This window comes from Arthrobacter sp. B0490 (assembly GCF_002929355.1).
Classification (GTDB): Bacteria; Actinomycetota; Actinomycetes; order Actinomycetales; family Micrococcaceae; genus Arthrobacter_D.
On the sequence record NZ_PJIR01000008.1, the window covers coordinates 179,886 to 188,559 of the forward strand.

Genomic DNA, 8,674 nt, shown 5'->3' on the forward strand with positions numbered 1-8,674 from the left:
CGTCGGGTCAGTCCCGCGCGAGGATCTCCAGGCTCGGCATCAGGAACACGCCGCCGTCGGCCCTCGACCAGCTGCGCCACCCCTCCGCCAGCCGCTCGAGGGTGCGCTGATCGGCCAGACCGCGCTCGAGGGTCTGCCCGGCGAAGGCCGAGTGCAGCACCCGCTCGGCCCAGGACTCCGCGTGGACGCGGCGGTCCTCGACCGTGACGTAGATCCAGTTCGACGACGACACCTCGACGTCGGCGAACCCCGCCTCGGCCGCCCAGCCAGGGAGGCGGCGTCCGGCGTCGGGCTCGCCCCCGTTGGCGCGGGCGAGAGTGCGGTAGAGCTCACGCCACTCGTCGAGTTCGCCGACGGCAGGGAACCAGGTCATGGCGCCGAAGTCGGCCTCGCGTGCGGCGACGATCCCGCCGGGCCGGACGACGCGCCGCATCTCGCGGAGTGCCGCCACGGGGTCGGCCAGGTGCTGCAGGAGCTGGTGCGCGTGGACGACGTCGAACGATTCGTCGGGGACGTCGAGGTCGTACACGTTGCCCTCGCGGAACGCGATGTTCGCCACGTCGGCGTAGGACCGGGACGCCTGCGCGACGACGTCCGCCGAGCTGTCGACGCCCACCACCGAGCCCGGGGCCACGAGGTCGGCGAACCCGGCCGTGATGCTGCCCGGTCCGCAGCCGATGTCCAGTACGTCCAGCCCGGCCTCGAGGAAGGGCTCGAGGTAGGCGGCCGAGGACGCGACGGTCCGCGCTGCGTGTGCCGTCGTGACGCTCGGGTGGTGTCCGTGGGAGTAGACCTCGTCGTTCATGATCCGAAGGCTAACCGCCGGAAGGGGCCTCAGCCAGCGTCCACGTCGTCCAGCGCAACATCCCGGGCCGCGACCGTCGCCTCGGTAACATCCTGCAGCATGTCACGCAGGAGCTCCAGCTGCTCCTCGGAGTAGCGGTCGAGGGCGGCGTTGATGTGGCGGGCGAGGGGGGCGAACAGCATCGCCCCCGTGGAGCGTGCCTTCTCGGTCATCTCGAGGTGGACCTGCCGCCGGTCGACGTCGCTGCGACGCCGGGTCACGTGGCCGGCCGAATCGAGGCGGTCGACGAGGGCCGTCGTGGCGGGCGAACTGAGGTTCAGCTCCTCCCGCAGCAGGCCGGGGGTGACGGTGAGCCCGGCACGGGCCGCGCCCATCATGATGCTCAGGGCGTGCAGGTCGGTGCGGTAGAGGCTGTCGCGCTCGCTCGCGACATCGACGTAGCGGTCCGTCTCGACGGTGAACTGCCGTAACAGTGCCATGAGATCTTCCCTCGCGGCCATGGGTCCTCGCCTTCTTTCCCCTTCAGTTTAGGCCGGTTACAATTATCTCCACCATAGATATACTTTGTCATAGAGATAACTTCGGGAAGGCAGGGAAGTCCATGAAGAGCAGGTGGTTGAGGGTGCTGTTGCCCGCGGTCGTCGTCCTGGTCTGGCTGATCGGGGCGGCGGTCGGCGGGCCCACGTTCGGACGGCTCGAGGAGGTCTCGAGCAACGACCAGGCGTCGTTCCTGCCCGCGAGCGCCGAGTCGACGGAGGCGGGCGAACTGCAGCAGCGCTTCAGCGACTCCGATGCCGTCCCCGCAGTGATTCTCGCCGAATCGGACACGGCGATCGAGCCGCAGGACCTCGGCCCCTTCGAGGACCTCGCCGCCAGGCTCGGGGAGGTCGAAGGGCTCGAACCGCCGGCCGCGGGTGCACCGGCGGTGGCCGGGCCGGTCCCGTCCGAGGACGGGTTCGCCGTCCAGTACATCGCCTTCGTCTCCTCCGACGCGGAACTCGCGGAGGTGGTCGGCGAGTTGCGCACCATCCTCGACGACGACCTGCCCGACGGCGTGACCGGGTACGTCACCGGACCCGCGGGCTTCGCCAACGACCTCGTCGGGGCGTTCGGCGGGATCGACGGCATCCTGCTCGGCGTGGCGCTCGGTGCGGTGTTCATCATCCTCCTCGCCGTGTACCGCTCGGTCGTGCTGCCGTTCCTCGTCCTGCTGACCTCGGTGTTCGCGCTGGCGACGTCGATCCTGCTGGTCTTCTGGCTCGCGACGCTCGACGTGATCCAGCTCAGCGGCCAGAGCCAGGGCATCCTCTCGATCCTCGTGATCGGCGCCGCCACGGACTACGCGCTGCTGCTCGTCGCCCGGTTCCGGGAGGCGCTCATGGAGAACGAGACGAAGTGGGAGGCCATGCGCGCGGCCTACCGCGGTTCGTTCGAGCCGATCCTCGCCTCCGGCGCCACCGTGATCCTCGGCCTGTTGTGCCTGCTCTTCTCGGATCTCAACTCGAACCGGAGCCTCGGGCCGATCGCCGCCATCGGCATCGCCTTCTCGCTCGCCGCGGCACTCACGCTCCTCCCCGCGCTCCTCCTCCTGTTCGGCAGGGTGGCCTTCTGGCCCCTGCTCCCGCGCTACGACCCCGAGTCGGCCGCCGTCGTCGCCCCGCACCACGGCAGGCATGCCGCGGCGACCGACGCCGGGCCGGAGACCGGGCTCGAACGGCTGAAGGGGCTCTGGCGGCGCGTGGCCCTGCTCGTCGGACGCCGCCCGCGCGTGCTGTGGATCGCGTCACTGCTCATCCTGGTGGCGGGCGCCCTCGGGCTGACCCAGCTGCAGGCCAACGGCGTCCCGCAGTCCGCCCTGATCCTGACGCCGTCCAACGCGGTCGACGGCCAGGAGGCCCTCGCCCGCCACTTCGACGCCGGCTCCGGGAGTCCCGTCTACGTCATCGCCCCGGACGCCGATCAGGAGGCCGTGCTCGACGTCGTCTCGGCGCAGCAGGGCATCTCCGACGCCGCCCTGACCGCCGACCCGGGCGGCGCCGCCGTCGTCGAGGACGGGCAGGTCCTCATCAGCGGCACGCTCGAGTACCAGGCCGACTCCGAGCAGGCGGAGGACGTGGTCCGCGGGCTGCGGACCGCGCTCGACGACGCCGGCGGAGGAAACGCGCTGGTGGGCGGTGTCACGGCGGTGGCGATCGACACGAACGACACCGCGCTCGCCGACCTCGTCAAGATCATCCCGATCGTCCTCGCAGTCATCCTCGTCGTGCTGATCATCCTGCTCCGTTCCGTGCTCGCACCGGTCCTCCTCGTGGCCAGCGTGGCCCTCTCCTATGCCACGGCCCTCGGTGTCTCGGCGGTGGTGTTCAACACCGTCCTCGGGTTCGAGGGGGCCGACGCGTCGGTGCCGCTGTTCGGCTTCGTGTTCCTGGTGGCCCTGGGAGTGGACTACAACATCTTCCTGATGACCCGGGTCCGGGAGGAGTCCCTCCGGATCGGCACGCGGCCCGGCATCCTGCGCGGGCTCGGGGTCACCGGCGGGGTCATCACCTCCGCAGGCGTGGTGCTCGCCGCGACCTTCGCGGCGCTCGGTGTCATCCCGGTGCTGTTCCTCGCGCAGATCGCCTTCATCGTGGCGTTCGGCGTGCTGCTCGACACCGTGCTGGTGCGGTCGCTGCTGATCCCCGCGCTGGCCTACGACATCGGGCCGAGGATCTGGTGGCCGTCCAAGCTGGGCACGGTGCCGTCCCCGCGGTAGCCCGCCGGATCGGTCCTGCGGCCCTGCGTCGGCACAGCGGGCGGGGGCGGCTCCGGTCGGTGTCCGACGCCCCGCCCGTGTGTGCCACGAGTGCCATCGGCGTCCGGGCGCTGGACGTCTCCTGCACAGCGGCCGCACAGCTTCCGAAAAGGAGCGCGCTAGGTGCGGGCGGCACAGTGGAGGAACAACGACCGATCCACCTGGAGGACACCATGATCAGCTATCGCCCCACCCCCGACCTCGCGCCCGGACGCAGGGGCCTGCGGGCCGCGCTGGGTGCGATGGCGCTGGCCGCGGTGCTCGGCACCACGGCGTTCGCCCCGGCGAGCGCCGGGGCCGCTCCCGCGGCGGATGCGCACGCCGTCGTCGTCGCCGCCGCGCCTGCCGAACAGGCGATCGTCCGCCGTCAGGACACGGGCGGTTCGCTCGACCGAGGCGCCGCCGCCGGCCCCCTGCGGGCCTGACCGTCCCGTCGCCCGCCGTCCGCCGTGGTGGATACTGGACCGCAATGCCCCGCCCGGCCCGCGCCGGTCCCCCAGGACGACCTCCGACGCTTTCAGGAAGACCCGATGGCCGACGCCTCGCACCACTCCATGACCGACAACCTGCCGCGCCTCGCGCACCCCGACGGCAGCCCCATCCGGGCGCTCGTGGTGGACGACGAGACGAGCCTCGCGGAACTCGTCAGCATGGGCCTGCGCATGGCCGGCTGGAGCGTGACGACGGCGAACGACGGCCGCACCGCGGTGTCCGCCGCGCGGGACTTCCGCCCCGACGTCCTGGTCCTCGATGTCATGATGCCGGGGGTGGACGGTATCGAGGCGCTGAAGAAGATCCGCGCCTTCGCACCGAACGTCCCCGCACTGTTCCTCACCGCGAAGGACGCCGTGCAGGACCGCATCTCCGGGCTGTCCGCGGGCGGCGACGACTACGTCACGAAGCCCTTCAGCATGGAGGAGCTGATGCTGCGCCTCCATCGCCTCGTCCAGCGCTCGGGCGTCGCGGCGTCCGATTCCGCCGAACTGGTCGTCGGTGACCTCGTGATGAACGTCGACACGCGCGAGGTCACGCGTGGCGGCGACGACATCGCCCTGACCTCCACCCAGTGGGAGCTGCTGCGCTACCTGATGGAGAACCCGCGCCGCGTGGTCAGCAAGTCGCAGATCCTCGACAACGTCTGGAACTACGATTTCGGCGGCCAGGCGAACATCGTCGAGCTCTACATCTCCTACCTCCGCAAGAAGATCGACGTCGGGCGCACGCCCATGATCCACACGGTGCGCGGCGCCGGGTACGTCCTCAAGCCCGCAGCTCCGTGACGGCTCCCGGCACCCCCCGGGCCCGCCCGGCGGCAGGCCGCAGGCAGCTCCACCTGCGGACCAAGCTGATCCTCGCGACGCTCGCCCTCCTCACGACGATCTGCATGGCGATCGGTGTCCTCAGCCACCTCGCGATGAGCACCTACCTCACCGGGCAGCTCGACGATGCCCTCACCCCCGCCGCAGGTCGGGCGGGGTTCCCCGGCGGTCGCCCTCCCGGCGACGACCAGCGACCCTCGCGTGACGTCGATCCGGAGAACGCGGCCGGGCAGCGCCCCGGGACCCTCAACGCGGTGTTCGACGCAGGCGACGTGCGGAGCTCCGCCCTCGTGCAGGACGACGGCAGCACCGATCCCCTCGCCGCCGCGGACCTCGACCTGCTGGCAGGCCTCGATCCGGTGGCAGGCCCCGAGGAACTGACCCTGAGCACCGGCCACTACCGTGTGGATGCGGCGGTCCTCCCCGGTGACGCCGGCGGCTCCGGCGGGGGCGTCCTGGTCACGGGCCTCTCCACGACCGAGCGCGACAGCACGCTCGTGTCCCTCGACATCACCGTCGCAGGCCTCTCCCTCGCCGGCCTGGTGCTCACCGGACTCGCCGGGACCGTGATCATCCGCCGGTCGCTGCGTCCGCTCGAGGAACTGTCCGCCGTCGCGACCTCCGTCTCGCAGTTGCCCCTCTCCTCGGGGGAGGTGGCCGTCCCCGTCCGTGTCCCTCCGGCCGTGGCACGGCCCGGTACGGAGGTCGGGACCGTCGGGCTGGCCCTCAACGGGATGATCGACCACGTCACGAGTGCCCTCCGGGAACGCCACGCGAGCGAGCTCAAGGTCCGCCAGTTCGTGGCCGACGCCAGTCACGAGCTCCGCACGCCCCTCACCTCGATCCGCGGGTACACCGAGCTCGTCCTCATGAGCGAGGCGGTCAGCCCGTCCGGACGGGCCGCGCTCGAGCGCGTGGACAGCGAATCGAGGCGCATGTCCTCGCTCGTCGAGGACCTCCTGCTCCTCGCGCGCCTCGACGAGGGCCAGCGCGGAGAGGCGACCGACGTCGACCTCACCGAACTCGTGATTGAGACGACGAGCGACGCCCGGGTCGCGGCCCCGGGGTACTCCTGGAGCCTCGACCTGCCCGCCGAGCCCGTCGAGGTGCTGGCCGTCGAAGCGGAAGTCCGGCAGGTGCTCATCAACCTGCTGTCCAACGCGCACAAGCACACGCCCCCGGGCACTGCCATCGCCACGGCCCTCACCGTCACGGGTGGCACGGTCAGCATCACCGTCACCGACTCCGGGCCGGGGATCGATCCCGCGCTCCTCGACACCATCTTCACGAGGTTCAGCAGGGGCGACGCCGCCCGATCGGCGAACGCCGGCAGCACCGGGCTCGGACTCGCCATCGTCCAGGCGCTCGTGGAAGCCAACGGTGGGGGGATCAGCGTGAGCAGCGCGCCCGGCCGCACACGGTTCCGGGTGGACCTGCCGCTCGGCCGGCCGTCTTCCCCTGCGGGCCACGCCGTACGGCGGAACCCCTAGGGTCCGGCGGGAGGCGCGGGAAATTTAAGGTGCCCGTGGCGTGGCGCTTATACGCGTGAAGCTCGCTACCCTCTACGTATGGACGACATCGCCGCTTTTCTGGACGCACGCATCACCGAGGACGAGAATGCGGCCCGTAGGGGCAGCCTCCCGGAGGAAGTGTGGGGGGTAGGGGGCTGGTACGACCCCCAGCGCGTCCTCGCGGAGTGCGAGGGCAAGCGTGAGCTCCTCCGCTACGCCGTCATGGAGCTCGACACGCGCCACAGCGCGGGTGTCCTCCGCCTGCTCGCCCGTCCGTGGGCGGGCCACGCCGAGTACCGGGCCGAGTGGCGGGCCGCGGCGGGGGCAGGATTGAAGGACCTCACGGCGTAGCGCCGGGGGGTCGAGGCCCGCGCCATCGGCCCGGACCTGCCCCGGACGCAGGGCCGGCACTGCCGACGGGAGCTCCGGTGACCACGGGTCGGTATCCTTCCGCAAGCTTTGCGCAAGAACATCGAGGGACTGCTCCGTGCGGGGTGCGGGTCACTACCCTTGGACTGTGCCCATCCACCCCGTCCCGCCTATCCCTGGCCGGCACCAGGACCGTGGCGTCGCGCCCCTCGGGGGAGACGTCGAAGTCCCGGACGCGCCCGGGAAGGCCGTGCAGGTCCTCGACCCGCGCGTCCTGCAGGAGATGGAGCGCGACTTCTCCGACCCGGCGGCCGTGCACCGGTTCGCCCGCGATTTCTGTGCCGGGCTGGCGGGGAAGATCGACCGGCTGGACCTTCGGATCGCGGAGGGGGATCCCCGCGGCGCCGAGGACGCCGTGCTGAGCGTGACAGCGTCGTCAGCGATGGTGGGAGCCCTGCGCCTCGTCCAGGCAGGACGGACGACCCACCGCCTGATCGTGGCCGGGAACCTCGACGGTGCCCGGCGCACCGTGGCGCTGCTGCGTGCCTGCGCTGCCGGGACCGTCAGCGAACTCCGGGACATCTACCCCGAACACCCATGACGCCGGTTCAGCGCGACGTGGCGCTCCCCGGCACGATCCGGAAGCCGACACCACGTACGGTGACGATCACATCCGGATCCCCTTTCGTCCGGGCGAGCTTCTGGCGGAGGTTGGCGATGTGCACCTCGATGGCCCGCTCGTCCGTGCGGCTCACGAAGTTGTAGCCGCGGTAGTCCCGGCCCCGCGACACACGCACCAGCTCCTCCTTGGTCCGCACGGCACCGTTGCTGCGCATCAGTTCGTGGAGGAGATTGAACTCGGTCTTCGTGAGCGGCAACTCGACACCGGCACAACTCGCCGTGCGGGCCTCGCCGTCCACGACGAGGATGCCGTTGCGCAGGAGGGTGTCGGACAGCTCCCGCGGATCGTCCTCGGTGCGGACGGGGGCAGCGGCGGGCGAGGCGGACCGCGCCGACGGGTGCTGCGCCACCTGCTCGGCCCGGGGCCTGCGGAGCATCGCGTCGATACGGGCCCGCAGTTCGCGGGGGCGGAACGGCTTCAGGACGTAGTCGTCGGCGCCGGCCTGGAGGGCGGTCAGGATGTCGAGCTCGTCGTCGCGACCGCTCAGGACGATCACGTAGCAGTCGGTGGTGGAGCGGATCCGCCGCAGCACCTCGTAGCCGTCGATGTCCGGTAGCCCGATGTCGAGCGTCACCACTGTCGGATGTTCCTGCCGGACGACGTCGACGCCCTCCCGGCCCGTGGCCGCACCGGTGACCTGGAAGCCTCCCTGCGCGAGGATGGCCGAGACCAGGTTGCGGATATCGAGGTCGTCCTCGATGACCACGGCCGCCCGCAGCTCCCCGGAACCGGGGCTACTCATGCCGGCATGTCCCGCGATGGCTCTGTGCGTCGTCTGACGCGAGCCCGCGGGCATGGCGTCCGATCGGGTCAGGAGCGATATTGAATTGGGTTGTCCGAGCCATACTCCATGGACCTGTTCTCTTCGGCGGCCCGGCTGACCGCGTGGGTCCCGTGGCTTTGCGTCCCCGGCTCGCACCGGGTTTGCCTTTATCGACGAGCGGTTGCCCGCCCGACGATAGTAGCAACCCCTACTGACACTTCGGTGACCGGCGTCGCGCGGGTCCACGCCGCCGCGGAACCGCCGCGTCCGGGCTCCCTCGTCTTCTCCTCCGCGGCGATCACCGGGGGGGGGGGGGGGGGGGGCACCCCCCCCCCCCCCCCCGCCCGCCCCCCCCCCCCCCCCGGGGGCCCCCCCCCCCCCCCCCCCGGGGGGGGGGGCGGGGCCGGGCAGGGGGGGGGCCGGGCCCCGCG

Annotated in this window: 9 protein-coding genes and 1 riboswitch; of the genes, 6 read left to right on the plus strand and 3 right to left on the minus strand. The window is 71.5% G+C overall.

The annotated features are described in order from the left end of the window. Positions 1 to 7 precede the first annotated feature (7 nt). Both CXQ97_RS13655 and CXQ97_RS13660 read right to left on the minus strand, forming a co-directional pair. Positions 8 to 805 (minus strand): methyltransferase domain-containing protein, encoded by a 798-nt coding sequence (locus CXQ97_RS13655; protein ID WP_104181410.1) that lies wholly within the window; start codon positions 803 to 805, stop codon positions 8 to 10. A 29-nt stretch (positions 806 to 834) separates the two neighbouring features. After that, positions 835 to 1,284, minus strand: a complete 450-nt coding sequence (locus CXQ97_RS13660; protein WP_258062572.1) for a MarR family winged helix-turn-helix transcriptional regulator — start codon at positions 1,282 to 1,284, stop codon at positions 835 to 837. Positions 1,285 to 1,406: 122 nt separating this feature from the next. Here CXQ97_RS13660 and CXQ97_RS13665 point away from each other — a divergent pair, with 122 nt between their 5' ends. From CXQ97_RS13665 to CXQ97_RS13690, 6 genes are all read left to right on the plus strand, one after another. Next, complete coding sequence (locus CXQ97_RS13665; protein WP_104181412.1) at positions 1,407 to 3,560, plus strand: efflux RND transporter permease subunit; 2,154 nt, start codon at positions 1,407 to 1,409, stop codon at positions 3,558 to 3,560. A gap of 212 nt (positions 3,561 to 3,772) precedes the next feature. Beyond that, positions 3,773 to 4,024: a hypothetical protein gene (locus CXQ97_RS13670; protein ID WP_146069650.1), complete on the plus strand. Its 252-nt coding sequence runs from the start codon at positions 3,773 to 3,775 to the stop codon at positions 4,022 to 4,024. 105 nt (positions 4,025 to 4,129) lie between these two features. Next, complete coding sequence (locus tag CXQ97_RS13675) at positions 4,130 to 4,879, plus strand: response regulator transcription factor (protein WP_104181414.1); 750 nt, start codon at positions 4,130 to 4,132, stop codon at positions 4,877 to 4,879. Beyond that, positions 4,876 to 6,408: a cell wall metabolism sensor histidine kinase WalK gene (locus CXQ97_RS13680; RefSeq protein ID WP_258062574.1), complete on the plus strand. Its 1,533-nt coding sequence runs from the start codon at positions 4,876 to 4,878 to the stop codon at positions 6,406 to 6,408. The genes CXQ97_RS13675 and CXQ97_RS13680 overlap by 4 nt, the downstream gene beginning before the upstream one ends. A gap of 78 nt (positions 6,409 to 6,486) precedes the next feature. Next, the gene (locus CXQ97_RS13685) at positions 6,487 to 6,780 is read left to right on the plus strand and encodes a DUF6221 family protein (RefSeq protein WP_104181415.1); all 294 of its coding nucleotides are present in this window, start codon (positions 6,487 to 6,489) and stop codon (positions 6,778 to 6,780) included. 166 nt (positions 6,781 to 6,946) lie between these two features. After that, positions 6,947 to 7,399 carry a hypothetical protein gene (locus tag CXQ97_RS13690; RefSeq protein ID WP_146069651.1) on the plus strand — a complete coding sequence of 151 codons (453 nt, stop codon included), beginning with the start codon at positions 6,947 to 6,949 and terminating at the stop codon, positions 7,397 to 7,399. A 7-nt stretch (positions 7,400 to 7,406) separates the two neighbouring features. Here the strand turns inward: CXQ97_RS13690 and CXQ97_RS13695 are convergent, their stop codons facing one another. Beyond that, the gene (locus CXQ97_RS13695; protein WP_104181417.1) at positions 7,407 to 8,222 is read right to left on the minus strand and encodes a response regulator transcription factor; all 816 of its coding nucleotides are present in this window, start codon (positions 8,220 to 8,222) and stop codon (positions 7,407 to 7,409) included. A gap of 122 nt (positions 8,223 to 8,344) precedes the next feature. After that, positions 8,345 to 8,419, minus strand: a riboswitch (cyclic di-GMP riboswitch). Positions 8,420 to 8,674: the final 255 nt, after the last annotated feature.

Excerpts from the sequence above, each read along its gene's own strand:
- CXQ97_RS13655 (WP_104181410.1), bottom strand. The coding sequence starts at position 805 with ATGAACGACGAGGTCTACTCCCACGGACACCACCCGAGCGTCACGACG.
- CXQ97_RS13660 (WP_258062572.1), bottom strand. The coding sequence starts at position 1,284 with ATGGCACTGTTACGGCAGTTCACCGTCGAGACGGACCGCTACGTCGAT.
- CXQ97_RS13665 (WP_104181412.1), top strand. The coding sequence starts at position 1,407 with ATGAAGAGCAGGTGGTTGAGGGTGCTGTTGCCCGCGGTCGTCGTCCTG.
- CXQ97_RS13670 (WP_146069650.1), top strand. The coding sequence starts at position 3,773 with ATGATCAGCTATCGCCCCACCCCCGACCTCGCGCCCGGACGCAGGGGC.
- CXQ97_RS13675 (WP_104181414.1), top strand. The coding sequence starts at position 4,130 with ATGGCCGACGCCTCGCACCACTCCATGACCGACAACCTGCCGCGCCTC.
- CXQ97_RS13685 (WP_104181415.1), top strand. The coding sequence starts at position 6,487 with ATGGACGACATCGCCGCTTTTCTGGACGCACGCATCACCGAGGACGAG.
- CXQ97_RS13695 (WP_104181417.1), bottom strand. The coding sequence starts at position 8,222 with ATGAGTAGCCCCGGTTCCGGGGAGCTGCGGGCGGCCGTGGTCATCGAG.